Annotated in this window: 17 protein-coding genes; 9 read left to right on the forward strand and 8 right to left on the reverse strand. The window is 64.5% G+C overall.

The annotated features are described in order from the left end of the window. Nucleotides 1–8 precede the first annotated feature (8 nt). Both hldE and ACS92L_RS12200 read right to left on the reverse strand, forming a co-directional pair. The gene (gene hldE / locus ACS92L_RS12195) at nucleotides 9–1463 is read right to left on the reverse strand and encodes a bifunctional D-glycero-beta-D-manno-heptose-7-phosphate kinase/D-glycero-beta-D-manno-heptose 1-phosphate adenylyltransferase HldE (RefSeq protein ID WP_438765199.1); all 1455 of its coding nucleotides are present in this window, start codon (nucleotides 1461–1463) and stop codon (nucleotides 9–11) included. After that, nucleotides 1453–2556, reverse strand: a complete 1104-nt coding sequence (locus ACS92L_RS12200; protein WP_438765200.1) for a glycosyltransferase family 9 protein — start codon at nucleotides 2554–2556, stop codon at nucleotides 1453–1455. The genes hldE and ACS92L_RS12200 overlap by 11 nt, the downstream gene beginning before the upstream one ends. Here ACS92L_RS12200 and ACS92L_RS12205 point away from each other — a divergent pair. The 6 genes from ACS92L_RS12205 (at nucleotide 2555) to ACS92L_RS12230 (ending at nucleotide 7849) form a co-directional block, all read left to right on the forward strand. After that, complete coding sequence (locus tag ACS92L_RS12205) at nucleotides 2555–3277, forward strand: 3-deoxy-D-manno-octulosonic acid kinase (RefSeq protein ID WP_438765201.1); 723 nt, start codon at nucleotides 2555–2557, stop codon at nucleotides 3275–3277. The genes ACS92L_RS12200 and ACS92L_RS12205 overlap by 2 nt on opposite strands. A 3-nt stretch (nucleotides 3278–3280) precedes the next feature. Next, complete coding sequence (locus ACS92L_RS12210; protein WP_438765202.1) at nucleotides 3281–4021, forward strand: DUF3413 domain-containing protein; 741 nt, start codon at nucleotides 3281–3283, stop codon at nucleotides 4019–4021. Beyond that, nucleotides 4018–4824, forward strand: coding sequence for a glycosyltransferase family 2 protein (locus ACS92L_RS12215; protein WP_438765203.1), 807 nt, complete (start codon nucleotides 4018–4020; stop codon nucleotides 4822–4824). Before ACS92L_RS12210 ends, ACS92L_RS12215 begins: the two co-directional genes overlap by 4 nt. Before the next feature lie 122 nt (nucleotides 4825–4946). Further along, nucleotides 4947–5996, forward strand: a complete 1050-nt coding sequence (locus ACS92L_RS12220) for a glycosyltransferase family 4 protein (RefSeq protein ID WP_438765204.1) — start codon at nucleotides 4947–4949, stop codon at nucleotides 5994–5996. 66 nt (nucleotides 5997–6062) lie between these two features. Further along, a complete protein-coding gene (gene ddlA / locus ACS92L_RS12225; protein WP_438765206.1) occupies nucleotides 6063–7166 on the forward strand; it encodes a D-alanine--D-alanine ligase in 1104 nt (367 codons plus the stop codon). A gap of 53 nt (nucleotides 7167–7219) precedes the next feature. Then, the gene (locus ACS92L_RS12230; RefSeq protein WP_438765207.1) at nucleotides 7220–7849 is read left to right on the forward strand and encodes a LysE family translocator; all 630 of its coding nucleotides are present in this window, start codon (nucleotides 7220–7222) and stop codon (nucleotides 7847–7849) included. A 25-nt stretch (nucleotides 7850–7874) separates the two neighbouring features. Here the strand turns inward: ACS92L_RS12230 and waaF are convergent, their stop codons facing one another. Continuing rightward, nucleotides 7875–8822 carry a lipopolysaccharide heptosyltransferase II gene (gene waaF / locus ACS92L_RS12235; RefSeq protein ID WP_438768473.1) on the reverse strand — a complete coding sequence of 316 codons (948 nt, stop codon included), beginning with the start codon at nucleotides 8820–8822 and terminating at the stop codon, nucleotides 7875–7877. 68 nt (nucleotides 8823–8890) lie between these two features. Beyond that, nucleotides 8891–9850 carry an ADP-glyceromanno-heptose 6-epimerase gene (gene rfaD, locus ACS92L_RS12240; RefSeq protein ID WP_438765208.1) on the reverse strand — a complete coding sequence of 320 codons (960 nt, stop codon included), beginning with the start codon at nucleotides 9848–9850 and terminating at the stop codon, nucleotides 8891–8893. 153 nt (nucleotides 9851–10003) lie between these two features. Between rfaD and glyQ the strand changes: the two genes are divergently transcribed. Genes glyQ through ACS92L_RS12255 form a run of 3 tightly spaced genes read left to right on the forward strand, consistent with a single transcriptional unit; the run spans nucleotide 10004 to nucleotide 13616 of the window. After that, complete coding sequence (gene glyQ / locus ACS92L_RS12245) at nucleotides 10004–10966, forward strand: glycine--tRNA ligase subunit alpha (RefSeq protein ID WP_438765209.1); 963 nt, start codon at nucleotides 10004–10006, stop codon at nucleotides 10964–10966. Continuing rightward, nucleotides 10966–13077: a glycine--tRNA ligase subunit beta gene (glyS, locus tag ACS92L_RS12250; RefSeq protein WP_438765210.1), complete on the forward strand. Its 2112-nt coding sequence runs from the start codon at nucleotides 10966–10968 to the stop codon at nucleotides 13075–13077. Before glyQ ends, glyS begins: the two co-directional genes overlap by 1 nt. Beyond that, nucleotides 13074–13616 (forward strand): GNAT family N-acetyltransferase, encoded by a 543-nt coding sequence (locus tag ACS92L_RS12255; protein WP_438765211.1) that lies wholly within the window; start codon nucleotides 13074–13076, stop codon nucleotides 13614–13616. The genes glyS and ACS92L_RS12255 overlap by 4 nt, the downstream gene beginning before the upstream one ends. A gap of 68 nt (nucleotides 13617–13684) precedes the next feature. Here the strand turns inward: ACS92L_RS12255 and ACS92L_RS12260 are convergent, their stop codons facing one another. The 4 genes from ACS92L_RS12260 to ACS92L_RS12275 form a co-directional block, all read right to left on the reverse strand. After that, a complete protein-coding gene (locus ACS92L_RS12260) occupies nucleotides 13685–15631 on the reverse strand; it encodes an aconitate hydratase (protein ID WP_438765212.1) in 1947 nt (648 codons plus the stop codon). A gap of 58 nt (nucleotides 15632–15689) precedes the next feature. Then, nucleotides 15690–17189, reverse strand: a complete 1500-nt coding sequence (locus ACS92L_RS12265) for a sodium:solute symporter family protein (protein ID WP_438765213.1) — start codon at nucleotides 17187–17189, stop codon at nucleotides 15690–15692. A 2-nt stretch (nucleotides 17190–17191) separates the two neighbouring features. Next, nucleotides 17192–17491, reverse strand: coding sequence for a hypothetical protein (locus tag ACS92L_RS12270; RefSeq protein WP_438765214.1), 300 nt, complete (start codon nucleotides 17489–17491; stop codon nucleotides 17192–17194). Nucleotides 17492–17645: 154 nt separating this feature from the next. After that, entirely contained in the window at nucleotides 17646–18572 is a 927-nt protein-coding gene (locus ACS92L_RS12275) for a LysR family transcriptional regulator (protein WP_438765215.1), read from the reverse strand. Nucleotides 18573–18669 lie beyond the last annotated feature (97 nt).

Genomic DNA, 18669 nt, shown 5'->3' on the forward strand with positions numbered 1-18669 from the left:
GGGATGGTCTACTCCTGTTCGCTGCCACGCGCGGTGCGCGAGACGATCGCGCGGATGGTGCCGGTGGTGGACAGCCCTTCCTCAAAGCCCAGCACCCGCACCTCGCCGCCGTTGGCCATCACGGCCTCGCCGCCGGCGATCTCCTCGATACGATAGTCGCCGCCCTTGACCAGCACATCCGGCAGCACATTTTCGATCAGCGCCGCCGGCGTGTCCTCGCCAAAGGCCACCACCCAGTCCACGGCGCGCAGCCCCGCCAGCACCGCCATGCGATGCTCAAGCGGTGTGACCGGTCGCCCCTCGCCCTTGAGCCGGGTAACCGAGGCATCATTATTGACCGCCACAATCAATCGATCGCCCTGAGCGCGGGCCTGCTCCAGATAGCTGACGTGCCCGGCATGGAGCAGATCGAAGCAGCCGTTGGTCATGACGATGCGCTCACCGTTCGCCTGAGCGGCTCGCACGGCGGCCGTCAGCGTGTCGACATCGATGACACCGTGACCGGTGGCCACGCCGTGATCGGCACTCAGTGCCGCCTCGATCTCGGCCACCGACACCGTGGCGGTGCCGGGCTTGGCCACCACCAGACCGGCGGCCAGATTGGCCAGCGCCATGGCATCCGGCAGGCTTTGCCCGGCCGCCAGCGCCAGCCCCAGCACGCCGATGACCGTATCGCCGGCGCCGGTCACGTCAAAGACTTCCTGAGCCCGGGTGGGCAGATGCAGCGGCGGCTGATGTTCGCGAATCAGCGTCATGCCGCGCTCGCTGCGGGTAATCAAAAGCGCTTCAAGCTCGAGCTCGGCGCGCAGCGCTTCCCCGCGCGAGGTCAGCGCCTCCTCGCTGTGGCAGCGCCCCACCACGGTCTCGAACTCGCTGAGATTGGGGGTGATGATGCTGGCGCCCCGGTAGCGGTAGAAATCGCTGCCCTTGGGATCGATCAATACCCGCTTGCCGGCCCGGCGGCCGGCCTCGATCAGCTTCTGGACCTGAGCCAGCGTGCCCTTGCCGTAGTCCGACAGGATCATCAGGTCGGTATCATCGAGTGCCTGGCTGACCTGATCCATCATGGCATCGGTGTTCACACCTTCCAGCGAGGATTCGAAATCCAGCCGGATCAGCTGCTGATTGCGGCTCATTACGCGCAGCTTGGTGATGGTGGGGATCTCGGCGCTGCGCTGAAAGCGTGAAGCGATGCCGGCCCGGGCCAGCAGATCGTCCAGAATGGCGGCGTTGTCATCGCAGCCGATCAGCCCGGACAGCGTCACCTGCGCCGCCAGTGCGGCAATGTTGAGCGCCACGTTGGCCGCCCCGCCCGGGCGGTCCTCGCTGTCATCGACACGCACCACCGGCACCGGCGCCTCGGGCGAGATGCGCGAGGTGGGCCCGTGCCAGTAGCGATCGAGCATGACATCGCCCACCACCGTGACCCGGGCGCCGGCGAGTATCGCGGGATCAAACATCATGGCGCGCACTCCCGGCTGCCTTGTCATGGTCGTCGGTCAGTGCCAGCAAAGCGTCGAGCCGGTTGATGACATCATCAAAGGTAATCAGTGACATCGCATCCTCATGGCGTACGCGGGTGCCCCAGACGATCTCGTCCGGTGACTTGTGCAGATAGGTGGCCACGGCATCGGGATAGCGGTTGACGACGTGTTCGCGCCAGCACCAGGGGGCGGCGCGCTCGGGATTGGTGGTGGCAAAAAGCCCCAGTACCGGCGTGTTCATGGCATTGGCCATGTGCACCGGCCCGGAATCGGGCGCGATCACCAGGCGCGCCTGATCGATCACGGCCAAAAGCCCCTTGAGCGAGGTGCGCCCCAGCAGATTGACCGGCTCGGCCTCGCTGACGCCGGCGGCGATGCGCTCGCACATTTCGAGTTCCTGCGCGCTGGTGCCCCCGGTCAAAAAGGTGGTCAGGCCATGTCGGCGCCAGGCGTGATCGATCACGGCGGCGTAGCCTTCGGCCGACCAGTTGCGAAAATTGCGCAGCCTGGGGCTGGCGCACGGGCTGATCACCAGCGCCTGACGGCCGCCAAGAAACCCCCGGGCCTCCTCACGGGCCGCTTCCGGCAGCGGGATATCCCACTCGAGGCGATCGTCGCTCACGTTCAGCTCGCGGGCAAAGTCCATGAACGACTCGAGCACGTGCGCCTTCGAATGGGGCGTAAGCTGGCGGTTGGTAAACCAGGTCTGCCAGTCCTTGGCGCGGGCGCGGTCATAGCCCATGCGCACGCCGGCCTTCAAACCCAGCGAGAGAAGGCTGGCGCGAATGGATTGCTGCATGTGCAGCAGCACGTCAAAGCGGGTATCGCGCAGCTCGCGCCAGAGTCTGCGCATGCCGGCAAGCCCGGTGGCCTTGTCATAGACCATGAACTCGACCCCGGAGAGGCCGGCCAGTAAACTGTGCTCCGCCCGACCGATGATCCAGGTGATCCGGGCCTCGGGCCACTGGCGCTGCAACGCCCGAACGGTCGGCACGAGATTACAGACATCGCCGAGTGCGGATAACCGCAATACACAGATATGCGCGGGTTGCGCGGGCAAAGGATGCTTCATGCGGATGATTACGTCCCGAAAAGCGAATGCGCACATTCTATATGATGCTCAAACGGCCCCACAAACCGGCCAGCCAACGCTTGCGCCCGAACACTTCACCGCCGAGTGGTGGCGCTCGCGCGAGGCCATCGTCGGCCAGGCCCCCGGGCGCGGTGAAAGCCTGTTCGTACACGCCGGTGATCAGACGTGGGTGCTGCGTCACTATCGCCGCGGCGGTCTTGTTGCGCGCCTGAGCGCCGAGCATTATGTCTGGACAGGCGTGGAGCGCAACCGCGCCTTTCGCGAATGCCGTCTGCTGGCCACGCTGTTTGATCGCGGACTGGCGGTGCCCGAGCCGATCGGCGCCTGCGTCTGGCGGGCCGGCATGGTCTATCAGGCCGCGCTCATGACCCGACGCATCGACGGAGCACGGCCGCTGGCCTCGCTGGTTCAGGATCCCGACGCCGCCACCCGGCATGAGGCCCTTTTGACCGAGTGTGGCCGCATGATCCGCCGCTTTCATGACGAAGGTCTTGACCATGTCGATCTCAATGCCCGTAACCTTTTGATCGATGACCGGGACACGCCCTGGCTGATCGATCTGGATCGCTGCCGGATGCGTGCCCCCGGGCGCTGGCAGGCCGACAATCTTGCACGTCTTGAACGTTCTCTGGAAAAGTTTGCCCCCGGTCAGGCCGCAACGCTTATGGCCTCCATCAACCACGGATATCAATCGAGTTAGATCATGCCTCGTTCAAGTGAAGATTCCCTGCGGTTTCGACTGCGCGCCACTGCCTTTTTTGCCCTGTTCAATCTGATATTTGCCTGGCTTTTGTCGCTGCGCTATCTGCCGATGATCGACATGCCGCCGGAGGCGCTCGGCATCGTCTGGCTGGTCTGCGCCTGGCTGGGGGCGCTTGGCACGCTGGCCGTGGCGATCTGGCTGCTGCCGGCGCTGCTGTCGCTGTTTTTAAAGCGGCGTCTGCTGATCTGGCCGTGCGCCGTGCTCGGTACGCTGGGACTGGGGGCGCTGTGGCTGGACACCCAGCTCTTTGCCGCCGTCGGCGCGCATCTGGTGGATTTGTCAGGCGATGACAAACCGGCGCTGTCTACCGTCCAGTGGGCCATCACCGGTGGCGGGACGGTATTGATCGCGCTGGTCGAGCTGTGGCTGTCCTGGCGCATCATGGCGCGCGCGCGGCGCATCACCTTCCCGGTCTGGAGTCTGGTGCTGTTGATGCCGGTGCTGTTGATGGCAAGCGTGGGCATCGATATCGCCACCGATACCGATCAGACCGCCGTGCTTCACTCGCAGGACGCTGACCGCCAGGCGCTGATGGGCGAGCCGGCAACTCCGGTCCCCGAGGCCCGTGAGGCCGCCACTCAGCGCGACCGCAATAACGGGCCGGCCATCGATGACAGCGTTGACCCGACCGAGCGTGACACCACCGGCCTCCCCGACGATGACACCGAGGCGCGCCCATGAGCACAAGCGCTGCACGAGCGCCGATCACCGGTGTGGTGATCACGCTCAACGAAGCGGCGAACATCGAGGCCTGCCTGGTTTCGATGGCACGCGTGTGCGATGAGCTGATCGTGGTGGACTCGGGCTCGGCGGACGATACCTGCGAACGGGCCCGGGTCTTCGGCGCCCGGGTGATCGAGCAGCCCTATCTGGGCGACGGCCCGCAGAAGAACGTGGGGCCAAAGGCCGCCACCCACCGCTGGGTCCTGTCGCTGGACGCCGACGAGCGTCTCACCGACGAGGCGGTCGCTGCCATCAGCGCGCTGGCATTGTCTGATACCTCGCATGACGCTTTCGCCCTGCGCCGGCGCAACTTCATCGGCTCGCGCTGGGTCAAACGCTGCGGCTGGTATCCCGACTACTGCCTGCGACTTTTTGACCGCGAGCGCACGGGCTTTTCCGAGTCGCGCCAGCACGCAAGCGTTCAGGCCAAAACGCCCTGCGAGCTGAACGTCGATATCGAGCACTACTCCTTTGCCAATCTGGCCGAACTGTTCACCAAGGCGGGCGGGCGCTTTTCCACCCGCGCCGCCAAGATCATGTACCTGAAGGGCAAAAAGGTGAACGCCTGCTCTCCGCTGATCCACGGTGCCAACGCTTTTGTGCGCAAGTATCTGTTTCAGCGCGGCTTCATGGCGGGCCTGGACGGCCTGTCGGTATCGCTGTCGGCCGGCATCAACGCCTATCTGAAATACGCCAAGCTGCTGGAATTTCAGCGCGACCCGCAGGTGCGCGAGCGCGAAGACTTCAATCGGGTCTGGTAGACCTGTCTGTGCGGCGTTGATGATTCCTCCCTGCCCTCGACGTCGCCCCGCCCTCATCACTGGCCCGGCGCCGTGTCATGCGTCACCCTTGGCCCATCGATTTCCTACAGGTGAATGATTCCTTGCATATCTGTCACGTCAACCTGGCGCGAGATTTCCGCGGCGGCGAGCGCCAGACCCAGCTTTTGATCGAGCAGCTGGCCGCCCATGACATCACCCAGACGCTGGTATGCCGCCAGGACTCCCCGCTGCGCCAGGCCCTGTCCGGCGTCAAAAGGCTAACGCTTGTGAGCGCCCATCAGATGTGGGTCGGCCACAAACATGTCCCCGAGGTCGATCTGGTGCACGCCCACGAGGCCCGCGCCGTTCACTGGGCCTGGTGGCACTCGAAGCTGCGTCGCACGCCCTATATCCTGACTCGCCGCGTGCCGCAGCCGATCAAGGACAAGTGGTTCAATCGCCGGACCTACGGCAGTGCGGCCACGGCGGTGGCGATCTCCTCGCCCATCGAGGCCCATCTCGAGGCGCGCCACTGGTGCCCGGTGACACGCATCCCCAGCGCGCTGTCGCACTTCACGCGTAACGCGACCGTGGTCGAGACGCTCAAAAACCGTTTTGAAGGACGCTATGTGATCGGCCATGCCGGTGCCCTGGTGGATCGCCACAAGGGACAGAGCCTGATCATCGAGGCCGCAAGGCGGCTGGCCGACACCCATCCCGACATCGTGTTTTTGATGCTGGGCAGCGGCGAGGACGAAGCGCGTCTCAAACGTGAAAGCGAGGGGCTCGATAACGTGGTCTGGGAAGGCTTTCAGTCCAACGTGGGGGATTATCTCGCCGCGATGGATCTGTTCGTTTTCCCCTCGCGCAACGAAGGGCTGGGCTCGACGCTTCTGGACGTCATGGACGCCGAAGTCCCGATCATTGCCAGCAACGTCGACGGCATTCCCGATATCGTCATCGACAATGACAGCGGCGTGCTGATCCCGCCCAACGACAGTGATGCCCTGCACGACGCGGTGCTGGCGCTCAAGAGCGACCCCGACCGCGGCGCCCGCCTGACCCGCGGGGCGTGTCAGCGCCTGGAGGGATTCACTCCCGAGGCCATGGCCGGTCGCTACCGCACCCTTTACGCAGGGCTGCTCAAGACCGATACCGACCAGGCGCGCTGAGCACGCACAGCGGCGCCTGAACGTGGCATCATGCGCGCACTGAGAACGCGTCCTATCGGAGGGGTCATGGAAAAAATCAGGGTTGGGGTCATCTTTGGCGGCAAATCGGCCGAGCATGAAGTGTCGCTGCAGTCCGCCCGCAATATTGTCGACGCCCTGGATCGCGAGCGTTTTGACGTCACGCTGATCGGTATCGACAAACAGGGGCAATGGCACGTCAGTGACGCCGATCACTATCTGGTCAATGCCGATGACCCGTCCCGCATCGCGCTGCATCACTCCCAGCGTGATCTGGCCGTCATGCCCGGGCGCGAGCAGGCGCAGCTGATCGAGCCCGATCAGCAAAAGGCGCTGGAGCAGCTTGATGTGGTCTTCCCGATCGTGCACGGCACGCTGGGTGAGGACGGCTCGCTGCAGGGCCTTTTGCGCATGGCCAACCTGCCCTTTGTCGGCAGCGGCGTGCTGGGCTCGGCGGTGAGCATGGACAAGGACATCACCAAGCGACTGCTGCGCGATGCAGGGCTCGCCGTGGCGCCCTTTGTCACCGTCACCCGCCAGAGTGCCGCCAATGCCGACTTCGAGCATCTGCGCGAGCAGCTGGGCACGCCGCTGTTCGTCAAGCCGGCCAACCAGGGCTCCTCGGTGGGGGTCAGCCGGGTCACCAGCGCGGTCGAGCTTGAAAAGGCGCTGGCGCTGGCGCTCTCCTTTGACCACAAGGTGCTGGTGGAATCGACCATCAAGGGGCGCGAAATCGAGTGCGCGATTCTCGGCAACGATGACCCTGAGGCCAGCCCGTGCGGCGAGGTCGTGTTAAACGACGACGGTTTCTACTCCTACGACACCAAATACATCAGCGAGGCCGGCGCCGCCGTGGCCGTACCCGCCGACATCGATGATACCGCCAGCGACGAGATTCGTCGTATCGCACTGGAGGCCTTCAAAACGCTGGAGTGCGCGGGGCTGGCGCGGGTGGATGTCTTTCTGACGTCGGATAACCGGGTGATCATCAACGAGGTCAATACGCTCCCCGGTTTCACCCGCATCAGCATGTACCCCAAGCTCTGGCAGGCCGGCGGCATGAGCTACCCCGCGCTGGTGACGCGTCTGATCGAGCTGGCGCTCGAGCGTCATGACCAGGACCGGGCGCTGGACAGCAACCGCCACGACTAGGGCGCAACCCCACGCAGTGCGCCCCCGCAGCGGCGCCATCAAGGACAACGGCCATGGATATCACCTATTGGGGGCTCTTCCTGAGTGCGGCGCTGATGATCAATCTGACGCCGGGCCCGGACATGCTCTATCTCATGGCCAAAAGTGCCAGCGGCGGCCGGCGTGAGGGTCTGGCGGCCGGCGCCGGGCTCTGGTGCGGTGCGATGGGCCATGTACTGGCCGCCGCGCTGGGGCTGTCGGCCATCGTGATGGCCTCCGCCTCGGCGTTTACCGCGATCAAGCTGGCAGGCGCACTCTATCTGTTCTATCTCGGCGTGCAGGCGCTCCGCGGTGCCGGCAGCCAGTTTCAACCGGTCGAGACCGGCGCTCGCTCGACCGGCGCCTGGGGCGCCTTTCGTCAGGGCGTGCTGGTGGATCTGTTAAATCCCAAGACGGCGCTGTTTTTCATGGCCTTTCTGCCGCAGTTCGTGCGCCCCGAGGCCGGCCCGGTCGCCACGCAGCTGCTGGTGCTGGGCCTTGTAACGCTGGCCGTGGCCATTCCCATCGAGGTCGCCGTCATTGTGGGCAGCGCGCGATTGTCCAACTGGCTGCACCGGCGCCAGCGCCTGGCGCAGTGGATGGATCGCCTCATGGGCACGGTCTTCATCGGTCTGGGGCTGCGGCTTTTGACCACCTCGCGCTGACCCGGCCTCTGATACCCGCCCCGGATCAGTCGATGGCCAGCGCCTCGATCACCTGTTCGGGGGCGAGATCGTTAAGACAGCGCGTGTGTCCCAGCGGGCAGGTGCGCTCGAAACACGGCGAGCATGACAGATTGAGCCAGTGGATATCCCGCGCGCCGGTCAGCGGCGGGGTGTAGTTGGGCGAAGAGGAGCCGTAGATCGCCTGCACATGCGTGCCGACCGCCGCGGCCACGTGCATCAGCCCCGAATCGTTGCTCACCGCCTGTTCGCAGGCGCCCAGCAGATCAACGGCGTCCGTCAGCGTGGTCTCGCCACACAGGTTGATGACCCCTTCAAACCCCTGGCTGATCTCCTCCCCGGCGTCCCGGTCCTTCGGCCCGCCCAGCACGATGACCTGATGGCCGCGCCGGGTGACCGCCTCGGCCACCCGGCGAAAATACGCCAGCGGCCACTGCTTGGCCGGGCCGTACTCGGCGCCGGGCATCATCGCGACCAGGGGCCGGTCCAGGCCGTGCTGCGCTTTGAGCGAGCGCTGGCGCGCGTCGTCTACCTGCAGGTGCGGCTCGGGGATGGCATCCGAGGTGCCCTCGAGTGGCAATCCCAGCGCGACGAAGCGCTTGACGGTCTGATCCAGCACCGCCTTGTCGAGTCGCCGGCGCTCGGTGAGCACCACGTAGCGCTGCTCGCCGGTAAAGCCGACCCGTTTGGGGGTGCCGGCAAAAAACGGCACCAGCGCAGACTTGAGCGAGCGCGGCAGCACGATCGAGCGGTCGTATTCTCCTTTCAGCGAGCGCCCGAGACGCCAGCGCGTGCGCAGGCCGGTCTCACCGTGACCGGTTTCCAGCACGATGGCGCGACGCACCTGCGGCATGCGCTCAAGCATCGGTGCGGACCACTTCGGCCCCATGACATCGATCACACACTCTGGATCATGGGCCTTTAGCGCGATAAAAAGACTCTGCGCCATGACCATGTCGCCGACCCAGGACGGGCCGACGACCAGAATGCGCTCACCGACGGTACTGCGATGGGTCACATCACTCACGACCCCTGCTTCCCCGTCACGCCCAGCGCGTGCATGTAGTCCTGAACGCCCCGGGCCAGGCCACGAAACTCACGGTCATAGCCCGCCTCGCGCAGCCGCGAAATGTCGGCACAGGTGTAGCTCTGATAGCGCCCCTTGAGGTGCTCGGGGAAATCGATGAACTCGATCTCGCCGCGCCCGGTCATTTCGATCACCGTCTCGGCAATGGTCTTGAAGGGCTCGGCGCGCCCGGTGCCCAGATTGAAGATGCCGGAGCGCTCCGGATTGTCGAGAAACCACAGGTTTACATCCACCACGTCATCGACATGGATGAAGTCGCGGCTCTGCATGCCGGCGTCATAGCCGTCATACGCGCCAAACAGCTTCGGGTTCTCGCCGTTCATCACCTGGGTGTAGTGGTGCCAGGCCACGCTTGCCATCGAGCCCTTGTGCTGCTCGCGCGGGCCGTAGACGTTGAAGTAGCGAAAGCCCACCACCTGGGTGGTCAGCTGGTCCCAGCGGGCGCGCACGTACTGATCAAAGAGCAGCTTGGAGTAGCCGTACACGTTGAGCGGCTTTTCGTGCTCGCGCGCCTCGACAAAGACCTCGCTGCCGCCGTAGGTGGCCGCCGACGAGGCGTAGAGAAACGGAATCTGATGGGTCTGGCAGTACTCCAGCAACACCTTCGAATACTCGAAGTTGTTCTCCAGCATGTACTTGCCGTTCCACTCGGTGGTCGCCGAGCAGGCCCCCTCGTGAAAGATCGCCTCGATGCGCGGCAGCCGGGCATCGCGCTTGATCCGATCGAGAAAATCGTCCTTGTCGAGATAGTCCTGAATCTGGCAGTCGGCCAGGTTGCGAAACTTCGTGCCGTCGGTCATGTCGTCAACGACAACGATATCCTCGCGGCCACGTGCATTGAGGGCCTTGACCAGATTGGCGCCAATAAAGCCGGCGCCGCCGGTAACGACGATCATGAAGCGTACTCCTGCAATGAGTTCGTGAGGCGACGACTTCGGAGCGCTGTCCCGAAGGCCGCTGGCGTCACAGGACAGACAGCCCTATAACCCGCATGGCGCTGATTGTATACTTGTGGGCTATTGAATTCATGGGCCAACGGTGGTTCCCCGATGACGGTTTCATCCACGAGCGCGTCAACGCCAGACGTGAAAACCTTTCAGGGCCTGATTCTGGCTCTGCAGCAGTACTGGGCGCAGCAGGGCTGCGTGATCATGCAGCCGCTGGACATGGAGGTCGGTGCCGGCACCTTCCACCCGGCGACTTTTTTGCGCGCCATCGGCCCGGAGTCCTGGAATTCGGCCTACGTTCAGCCCTCGCGACGCCCGACCGACGGGCGCTACGGCGAAAACCCCAACCGCTTGCAGCACTACTACCAGTTTCAGGTGGTCATGAAGCCGTCACCGGAGAACTTCCAGGATCTCTATCTGGGCTCGCTGGCCCATCTCGGTCTGGATCCGCTGATTCATGACATCCGCTTTGTCGAGGACAACTGGGAATCGCCCACTCTCGGCGCCTGGGGGCTGGGCTGGGAGATCTGGCTCAACGGCATGGAAGTCACCCAGTTCACCTATTTCCAGCAGGCCGGCGGCATCGAGTGCTACCCGGTCATGGGCGAGCTGACCTACGGCCTTGAGCGCATCGCCATGTATCTGCAGGACGTCGACAGCGTCTATGACCTGATCTGGACCCGCGCGCCCGACGGCTCGACGATCACCTACGGCGACGTCTATCTGCAAAACGAGCGCGAGCAGTCGACCTATAACTTCGAACACGCCGACGTGGCGACGCTGTTTGCCGACTTTGATCATCATGAGCGCGACTGCCGGGCGCTGCTGGAGGCCAATCTGCCGCTGCCGGCGTATGAAAAGACGCTCAAGGCCTCGCACACCTTCAACCTGCTCGATGCCCGTCACGCCATCTCGGTGACCGAGCGTCAGCGCTATATCCTGCGCGTGCGCACCCTGGCCCGCGACGTGGCCCACGCCTACTACGCCTCACGCGAGGCAGCCGGCTTCCCACTGGCCTCGCCGGCAGTGCGCGCTGAAATTCTCGGTCAGAAGGAAGCGAACTGATGGCTTTTGACAACACCACGGTCACCGACACTCCGGCAGCCACCCGCACGCTTCTGATCGAGCTGGGCTGTGAAGAGCTGCCGCCCGGCGCGCTGGCCGAGCTGGTCGACGCGCTGGCACTGGGCGTCAAAAACGGTCTGCGTGATGCCGGTGTCCAGTACGGCGAAGTACTGCCGCTGGCCACCCCGCGCCGCCTGGCGGTCAGTATCACCCGGCTGGCCGAATATCAGCCCGACCAGCAAATCGAGCGCCTCGGCCCGGCCGTGGCCGCCGCCTTTGACAAGGAAGGCAACCCCACAAAGGCTGCAAAGGGCTTTGCCGGCTCGCTCGGTCTTGAAGTGGGTGAGCTCTCGCGTCTGGACACCGACAAGGGCGAGCGCCTGGGCCATCGCTACACCCAGCCGGGCGAGGCCACCACGGCCCTTCTACCCGAGATCGTGCGCCGCGCCGTCGATGCTCTGCCGGTACCCAAGCGCATGCGCTGGGGCGCCTCGCGCGTGGAATTCTCTCGCCCGGTGCACTGGCTGGTCATGCTCTTTGGTGACGAGGTGGTGCCCTGTGAACTGCTGGGGCTTGAGTCCGGTCGCACCACCCGCGGTCACCGCTTTCACTACAATCAGTCCATCGAGCTGTCTCATGCCGATGAATATGTCGCAAAGCTTGAAACCCCGGGCTACGTCATCGTCGATATGGTCAAACGGCGCAGCCTGATCGTTGAGCAGGTGCGCGAACAGGCCAGGGCCCTTGATGCCACGGCGGTCATCGAAGACACCCTGCTGGACGAGGTAACCGGGCTGGTGGAATGGCCGGTGGCCCTGACCGGGCGCTTTGACGAGCGCTTTCTGGAAGTGCCGGCGGAGTGTCTGATCTCGTCGATGAAGGCCAATCAGAAGTACTTCCACCTGCTCGATGCCCAGGACAAGCTGATCCCGGCGTTTATCACCGTCAGCAACATCGAAAGCCGCGACCCGCGTCAGGTGATCGAGGGCAACGAGCGCGTGATTCGTCCCCGCCTGGCCGATGCGGCGTTTTTCTTTGAAACCGATCGCAAACAGCCGCTGGCCGCGCGCATCGAACAGCTTGAAAGCGTGGTCTTTCAAAAGCAGCTGGGCACGCTGGCCGACAAGAGTGGCCGGGTCGAAGTACTGGCCCGCGCCATCGCCGAAAAGCTCGGCGGCAGCAGCGAGCAGGCCGGGCGAGCCGCCGCGCTTGCCAAGTGTGATCTGGTCACCGAGATGGTGCTCGAGTTCCCCGAGCTTCAGGGCATCATGGGCGCCTACTACGCCCGCTTCGACGGTGAAGACGAGGCCGTGGCCAGCGCCGTCTACCAGCAGTACCTGCCGCGCTTTGCCAATGATGACATCCCCTCGAATCCGACCGGCCAGGCGCTCGCCATTGCCGACCGGCTCGACACCCTGACCGGCATCTTCGGCATCGGCCAGCGCCCCACCGGCACGCGCGACCCGTTCGCACTGCGCCGCGCCGCGATCGGGGTGCTCAGCATCATGGTGGGCGCCGAGCTTGATCTTGATCTGCGCGAACTTTTGACCATCGCCGCCGGCCAGCATGGCAGCGTCTCTGATGTGACAGCGCTCGTTGATGAGGTGCAGGACTACATGCTGGACCGCTTCCGCGCCTGGGCGCTGGAAGCCGGCATGAGTGCCGAGACCTATCTGGCCGTGCGCGCCCGCCCCGTTACGCACCCGTTCGATTTCGAGCGGCGTCTGCGCGCAGTGCACGCCTTTACCCATCGCGAGGAAGCCCAGGCACTGGCGGCGGCCAACAAGCGCGTGGCCAATATTCTGGCCAAACAGTCCGGTGAGATCCCGGCCGACGTCGACCCCGCCCATCTGGCCGAGCCGGCCGAGAAGGCACTTCATGAAGCCATCACGGCCAAACGCGAGGCAACTGCCCCGCTGATCAAAGCGCGCGACTACGCCCGCACCCTGGACGCGCTGGCCGAGCTCAGGGCACCGGTCGATGCCTTTTTCGATCAGGTCATGGTCATGAGCGACGACGAGGCGCTCAGACGCAATCGTCTGGCCCTGCTGGCCGGCCTTCAGGGGCTTTTCCTGGCGGTGGCCGACATTGCCCTGCTGGGGCAGTCATGAGCCGCACCATCCGGTTTCGCCTCGCCACATCCACGGATGTGGCGGCGCTGGTGGGTCTGGTGACCTCGGCCTACCGGGGCGAGGCCAGCCGCAGCGGCTGGACCACGGAGGCCGACCTGCTTGAAGGCGAGCGTATCTCCCCTGACGTACTGCGCACCGATATCGAGCGCCCCAAAAGTTACGTCATCGTGGCTGAACGCCCCGGCGACAGCACCCATGAGCTGGTGGCCTGTGCCCACGTGGCCGAGCAGGACGGCGCCGGCTATTTCGGCATGTTTGCCGTGCGGCCCTGGCTGCAGGGCCACGGCATCGGTCAGGCAGTGCTGGCAGAAGCCGAGCGTGTGGTGCTTGAGGAGATGGCGCTGGAACGGCTGCGCATGACGGTCATCGACGTGCGCCTGGAGTTGATCGACTGGTATGAACGCCGCGGCTATCACCGCACCGGCGAATACCAGCCCTTCCCCTACGGCGACGAGCGTTTTGGCATTCCCAAACGCGATAATCTGCGCTTTGCCGTGTTGGAAAAGACCCTGGGTTGATATCGCCTGACCCGCGCGGGTGTTTCACGTGAAACGCCCGCGTCTCTTTTCTTTTGAACTCTTCGAAGTCAGCCCTGAGTCTCCGAGCGCTTTGCCTTCAAATGGTTGATCACCCCGCCCGCCCTTAAAATATCGCGCTGACGCGCACTCAGCTGATGCTCGAGCCGCACGGTAGTGCCATCGCGCAACCGCGCCTCAACAACGGCCCCACGCTCGATCTGCTCGCCGGGGGCGTCGATGATCACACTGTCACTGTCGACCAGCCGCGGGTAATCACTGTCATCACACAGCGTGAGCGGCAGCACGCCAAAGCTGACCAGATTCTGCCAGTGAAGGCGCGCAAAGCTTTTGGCGATCACCGCCTCCAGCCCCAGATAGCGCGGCACCAGCGCGGCGTTTTCACGACTCGACCCCTGGCCGTAGTTGTGGCCGGCCACGATGATGTGCCCCGATGGGCTCGCCTTCGCCCGCTCGACATAGCCGCTGTCGATGGCTTCAAAGGTAAAGGCGGCCGAGGCCGGTACATCACTCCACAGCGGCAGCACGCGGCTGCCGGCGGGCATGATATCGTCGGTGGAGATATTGTCCCCTACCGCCAGCGCCACCGGCGCCTCGATCCGCGCGGACAGCGTCGCCAGTTCGGGCAGGGCCGGGGTGTGGGTGGTGGCCAGCATGGCCGGGCGCTGCTCGCCGGTGTCGGGTGGCGTGACGAACATGCGCGGGTCGACCACCATCGCCTCGGGCTCGTCGATGCGCGGTGCCGGTCGATTCAGCGTGCGCGGGTCGGTGATGACACCGGCCAGCGCCGAGGCCGCGGCGGTTTCGGCGCTGCACAAAAAGACGCTGTCCTCCCGCGTGCCGGAGCGCCCGGGGAAATTGCGCGGCACGGTGCGCAGGCTGTTGCGCCCCGCTGCCGGGGCCTGCCCCATGCCGATACAGCCGTTGCACCCGGCCTGATGTAACCGCGCGCCGGCCTGGATCAGATCGCCCAGATAGCCGTCACGGGTCAGGGTGGCCAGCACCTGGCGACTCGACGGATTGATGTCCAGCGACACGCCCGGGGCGACCATCTGCCCCCGCACGATCTCGGCGGTAATGGCAAAGTCGCGATAGCCCGGGCAGCCCGAGGAGCCGATATAGGCCTGATGCAGCGGCTCGCCGGCGGCCTCACTGACCGGCACCACGTTGTCCGGACTCGAGGGCCGGGCGATCAGCGGCTCAAGACGCGACAGATCGATGCGCTCGTGACGGTCATACTCACAGCCCTCATCAGCTTTGAGTTCGCGAAAATCCGCCTCTCGCCCTCGCGCCTTCAGAAAAGTGTATACCGCCTCGTCAGCCGGAAAGACGCTTGTGGTGGCGCCCATTTCGGTGCCCATGTTGGCGATGACGTGGCGGTCCATCGCCGAAAGGTCGGCAAGCCCCGGGCCGTAATATTCGAGGATGCAGTTTTTCGCCCCGGCCACGCCGTGACGGCGCAGCAGCTCCAGCACCACATCGCGGGCACTGACCCAGTCAGGCAGCGTGCCCTCGAGATACACGCCCATGACGTCCGGCATGGTGATATAGAGCGGCTCGCCGGCCATGGCCTGGGCGATTTCGATGCCGCCGGCACCGAGTGCCAGCATGCCCAGCGCCCCGGCGGCCGTGGTATGGCTGTCACAGCCGGCCAGGGTCTCGCCCGGCCGGCCGAAGTACTCCATGTGGACCGGATGGCTGATGCCGTTGCCCGGACCGCTGTAGATCACTCCCAGGCGCTGGCAGGCGCGCTCCAGAAACAGATGCGCCTCGGCGTTGATGCCGTCGGCCTGCACCAGAGCGTGGTCGATGTACTGCACGCTGGGGGCGGTCACCACCCGCTCAACGCCCATCGCCTCCAGCTCCAGCATGACCAGACTGCCCAGCACGTCCTGCAACAGCGCCTGGTCGATGCGCAGGGCGATCTCCTCGCCCGGCTGTGCGTGCCCCGAGATCAGATGCGCATCGATCAGCTTTCGAGTCAGTGTGCGTGTCATGGCTTTGTCCTCCTTCAGCACCTGCAGGCGATGCCGTCATGGGCGGTTCGTCGACGACTCAGTATTCAAAGCCGATCACCTTGCGCGCATGCTCGCGCTCGGCCCTGTCGGCCCCGGCCAGCAGCGTGCCGACCACGCAGATACCGGTGTTGAGCAAAAGCCCCCACAGTCCGCTATAGATGCCCAGCGGCCGATAGCCCATCAGGGTGAACACGCCGGCCATGACGGCGCCGGCCAGCATGCCGGCAAAGACGGCGCGGGCGTTCAGGCGTGTCCAGTAAAGCCCCAGAATCAGCGCCGGGCCGACCTGAATGAGCACCTCGAACTTGAGCACAAAGATCTGATAGAGCGTGGCCGGCGGATACCAGGCGATCACGATCAAAATGGCGACCGCCACCAGCCCGACCAGCTTGCCGGCGAGCACCTTTTGATACTCGCTGGCGTCAGGCTTGATGTAGCGCCCGTACAGGTCGTTGGAAATGATCGAGGAAAAGGTCAAAAGCACCGAATCGGCGGTCGAGACGATCGCGGCGATCACCCCGCCAAACAGCAGCACCATCGCCCAGTAGAAAAAGGCGTTCTGGTTGGCCAGCGCGTTGGCCATCATGCCCACCAGCTGCTCGGATTCGGCCGTGGACAGCCCCGGAAAGGCAGCGATGCCGATGATGCCGACCATGAACACCACGCCGGCGGTCAGAAACGGCATGTAGGCCATGCGGATAAACGAGCGCTTGAGTGTGGCCTCGCTTTTGGCCGAGAAGATGCGCTGCACGGCATGCGGGTAGATCGCCGCACCGATACCGACCAGCACCAGCAGGCTGAACCAGCGCGTCAGCCCGGCCCCGTCCGGCGGATTGAGCTTTTCGGGCGCGTTGAGCTGCATGTTGGCCGCCGCCGAGGGCAGGCCACCGAAGTAGTACAGCGAGCCGATCAACAGCGTGAACACCCCGAACAGCAGCGCGATCCCCTGGATGGTGTCGGTATAGGCCACCGAGCGCATGCCGCCCAGCCAGCTGTAGGCCACCATGATGATGATGAAAAAGATCACGCCCACCTGATAGGGGATGGTGCCGCCGGTCAGTCCCGACACACCCTGCCCGATCGCCACGAACTGCTCGAGCAGATAGTTGGCCAGGCCGTAGAGCATCAGAATGGCCGCCAGAATCGACACCTTTTTCGAGCGAAAGCGCAGCTCGATCCAGTCCACCGGCGTCAACAGCGAGAAACGCCGCCCCAGCGCATAAAGACGCGGGGCGAAGAAGAGATACACCATGATGATCATGATGAAAAACGGCACCGACACCAGATACTGATAGCCCATGCGATAGGCGGTGGGCGGGTAGCCGATAACGGTGTTGCCGCTGTACTGGGTGGCAAAGAAGGTGAAAAAGAGCACCATGACCCCAAGCCCGCGCCCACCCAGATAGTACTCATCGAGGCTTTCGCGCATGCCGCGATTGCGCAGAAAGGCAAAGAGGCCCACACCCAGCATCAACGCGCCGTAAAGCGCGAGTACGAAGATGCCCGACCAGCCGCTGAACGCCAGTTCGACTTCCATGATCAGCCCTCCTCGTCACGGCGGGTGGCGCCGCGGTGGTCATCTCCGCCATCGCCGCTCTCTTTTCCACAGCCATAGCGCTCATCGCTGTCGGTCTGCCACTGGGTGTTGATCGTCCAGGTAATGAAAATCGACAAAAGCAGCGATGCCCCGAGAATGGTCAGCGCCCACAGCGGGATACCCATCACCAGCGTCGAGCCGGCATCACTGGCGAAATACCAGGGGTTGATGAGCACAAAGAGCACGATAAAGCCTATCCAGACGCGACGCTTGCGAACGGGCTCGGACATTGCGGGTTTCATGAGACGCTCTCCCGGACAGAAATACCGCCGCGGGCGCGGCGGACAAAAGACCATGTCGGACTCTAGCGAGCCCTCACGGCCAGTGGATATTGGTCATTCAACAAGCGCGACTTCGTCAGGGGCGAAGCGCCACGACCTTGGTCGCAGACCCTGCCTATCGCGCGCCCGCCTCGTCAGCAGGGCCATCGCGCGCGCCGCAGCGCAGCAGGTGGTCCACCAGCTGTCGGGCGGGCACGGCCAGGGCGTGGTAGTCGCGCATCACCAGATGCAGCTCGCGCCGTGCCCAGATGTCGGTCAGCGCCACCGTGGCCAGACGCAGGCCGAGACGCTCGGCGTCCACGGCACGACACGGCAACACACCGATGCCCATGCCGCGATCGATCATGCGACAGATGCCTTCAAAGCTTCGCACCTGAATGCGCATGCGCAGGGGCCGGTCAAAGCGGCGCGCACCGTCCTGCAGCAGCGCCTGCAGCGAGGCGTCCTGCTCGAGTCCGATAAAGTCGTTGTCGAGCGCCTGCTCAAGCGCCACCGCACCCTCGCCGGCCAGCGCATGGTTCTGCGGCACGACCAGTACCAGCCGATCATATCGCCACAGTCTTGCATCCAGCCCGTCGGCCGGCACGTGCCCGGCATACAGGCCGATATCGGCCAGCCCGTCGCGCACGGCGGTGACGATTTCATGGCTCAGCCGCTCCTTCATGTCGATGCGGATCTGCGGGAAACGGTCCATGAAATCGCCCAGATCGTCCGGCAGAAATTCGATGACCGATGATGTGTTGGCATGCAATCGGACATGACCCTTGATGCCGACGCTGTATTCGCTCATGTCGGCATCAAGGCGCGACAGGCTCTCGAGCATCAGCCGGGCATGGTGCAAAAAGGCGTGTCCTGCCGGGGTCAGCTCGATGCCGCGCGGGCGCCGATAGAGCAGCGAAATGCCGATCTGATCTTCCAGGTCGCTGATGCGCTTGCTGACCGCGGCCAGCGCCAGATGCTCGCGCGCGGCGGCACGCGTCAGGCTGCGCTCGTCGGCAATCGCTGCAAAAAGACGCAGGGTGACAAAATCAAGACGCTTCATGGGCTCTCCGATCAGACAGGCCGTCAGTCTGACACCGTCTTCGCCGGTTGCGAACGCTGCCTTGGTCAAACCCCAATTGTGACGCCGGCCGCGACTC

This window comes from Kushneria halocnemicola (assembly GCF_965650455.1).
Lineage (GTDB): Bacteria > Pseudomonadota > Gammaproteobacteria > Pseudomonadales > Halomonadaceae > Kushneria.

What these genes read in the sequence shown, in the direction of transcription:
- hldE (WP_438765199.1), bottom strand. Translation starts at nt 1,463, where the DNA reads ATGATGTTTGATCCCGCGATACTCGCCGGCGCCCGGGTCACGGTGGTG.
- ACS92L_RS12205 (WP_438765201.1), top strand. Translation starts at nt 2,555, where the DNA reads ATGCGGATGATTACGTCCCGAAAAGCGAATGCGCACATTCTATATGAT.
- ACS92L_RS12200 (WP_438765200.1), bottom strand. Translation starts at nt 2,556, where the DNA reads ATGAAGCATCCTTTGCCCGCGCAACCCGCGCATATCTGTGTATTGCGG.
- ACS92L_RS12210 (WP_438765202.1), top strand. Translation starts at nt 3,281, where the DNA reads ATGCCTCGTTCAAGTGAAGATTCCCTGCGGTTTCGACTGCGCGCCACT.
- ACS92L_RS12215 (WP_438765203.1), top strand. Translation starts at nt 4,018, where the DNA reads ATGAGCACAAGCGCTGCACGAGCGCCGATCACCGGTGTGGTGATCACG.
- ddlA (WP_438765206.1), top strand. Translation starts at nt 6,063, where the DNA reads ATGGAAAAAATCAGGGTTGGGGTCATCTTTGGCGGCAAATCGGCCGAG.
- ACS92L_RS12230 (WP_438765207.1), top strand. Translation starts at nt 7,220, where the DNA reads ATGGATATCACCTATTGGGGGCTCTTCCTGAGTGCGGCGCTGATGATC.
- waaF (WP_438768473.1), bottom strand. Translation starts at nt 8,822, where the DNA reads ATGGTCATGGCGCAGAGTCTTTTTATCGCGCTAAAGGCCCATGATCCA.
- rfaD (WP_438765208.1), bottom strand. Translation starts at nt 9,850, where the DNA reads ATGATCGTCGTTACCGGCGGCGCCGGCTTTATTGGCGCCAATCTGGTC.
- glyQ (WP_438765209.1), top strand. Translation starts at nt 10,004, where the DNA reads ATGACGGTTTCATCCACGAGCGCGTCAACGCCAGACGTGAAAACCTTT.
- glyS (WP_438765210.1), top strand. Translation starts at nt 10,966, where the DNA reads ATGGCTTTTGACAACACCACGGTCACCGACACTCCGGCAGCCACCCGC.
- ACS92L_RS12255 (WP_438765211.1), top strand. Translation starts at nt 13,074, where the DNA reads ATGAGCCGCACCATCCGGTTTCGCCTCGCCACATCCACGGATGTGGCG.
- ACS92L_RS12260 (WP_438765212.1), bottom strand. Translation starts at nt 15,631, where the DNA reads ATGACACGCACACTGACTCGAAAGCTGATCGATGCGCATCTGATCTCG.
- ACS92L_RS12265 (WP_438765213.1), bottom strand. Translation starts at nt 17,189, where the DNA reads ATGGAAGTCGAACTGGCGTTCAGCGGCTGGTCGGGCATCTTCGTACTC.
- ACS92L_RS12270 (WP_438765214.1), bottom strand. Translation starts at nt 17,491, where the DNA reads ATGAAACCCGCAATGTCCGAGCCCGTTCGCAAGCGTCGCGTCTGGATA.
- ACS92L_RS12275 (WP_438765215.1), bottom strand. Translation starts at nt 18,572, where the DNA reads ATGAAGCGTCTTGATTTTGTCACCCTGCGTCTTTTTGCAGCGATTGCC.